This is a genomic window from Nocardia sp. 852002-20019_SCH5090214 (genome assembly GCF_001665865.1).
Classification (GTDB): Bacteria; Actinomycetota; Actinomycetes; order Mycobacteriales; family Mycobacteriaceae; genus Nocardia; species Nocardia nova.
This window is the reverse complement of the sequence record NZ_LZMK01000071.1, coordinates 1-929: the sequence shown is the minus strand read 5'-3', so window position 1 is coordinate 929 and position 929 is coordinate 1. Positions and strand designations below refer to the sequence as shown.

Genomic DNA, 929 nt, shown 5'->3' with positions numbered 1-929 from the left:
CGGCACACTCGAACGGCGCATCCAGCTCGCCGACAACGAAGCGATCATGTACGGGCCAGCACCCGGCACCACCAGCACACCGACCGCCGTCGATACCGAATGGCTGGAACAAGAACTCACCGAACTACACGCAGAACTCACACGCCGATCCGGCCTCACAGTCGAACAAGCCGGCGCCGAAGAAACGCGACGCGCCCATGACACCCACCACTCCAAAAATTGGTCGACATCCGAACAACCCAGCTTCGGCACCGGCGCCGCCGCCGAAGCTGACGGCCCCCAGCTCTAGCAGTACCCGACCCACCTCGAACGTTTCAGTGCGGCCGACTATCGAGGCGGTCTGAGCTTCAGAGCCCTGACTCGTCACGACTGCCGCAGCATTCGGGCGACGGCCAATGCAAATTATGAAACAAGATCGACTCGCTTAGGAAGTAACTTGCCAGCCTATGAATGTCATTCGAGCGCGCGCCATCCTTCCCAGGGGCGCGCGCCGAAATGTCCTTGAATGCAAGCGAGTCTGTGTGCCGATTGTTTTCGCCACGCTGGATTATTGACGGCAGACTGGGTAGCCATCGTCGTCATCCGGAATTCTCGAATCTCCCGCAGTAACTCGAACCCTGCCCAGTTCGTAACGTCACACCCATAGACATCGCAGAACTCGGCATACTGTTTTGCGCTGATCCAACCGAACGACGACCATTTGATCGCCGTATGCACCAAGTCCCACTCTGGGGGCCCGATCGCGGTTCGCTCTAGGTCAAGCAAGATCACCCGCCCGTCGTCTGTCGCCACGACGTTACCGACCCAAGCGTCACCGTGAATCACGGACCACGGCAAGCCCTCCGGTAGCTGGGCCCACCGTTCGCGCAGCTCCGCGAGGTGGCCAACCATCCACCGCCGATCATCCTTGTTGAGGACAGTTGCCGCCG

The 929-nt window shown here is 60.4% G+C and carries 2 protein-coding genes; one reads left to right on the top strand and one right to left on the bottom strand.

The genetic code is table 11. The features are described from left to right. On the top strand, nt 1-289 hold a 289-nt coding region (locus A5780_RS40710), incomplete at its 5' end, for a hypothetical protein (RefSeq protein WP_197521682.1). Nucleotides 290-453: 164 nt separating this feature from the next. Here the strand turns inward: A5780_RS40710 and A5780_RS07215 are convergent. Further along, the coding region (locus A5780_RS07215; protein WP_156769400.1) for a phosphotransferase family protein at nt 454-929 on the bottom strand (476 nt) is incomplete at its 5' end.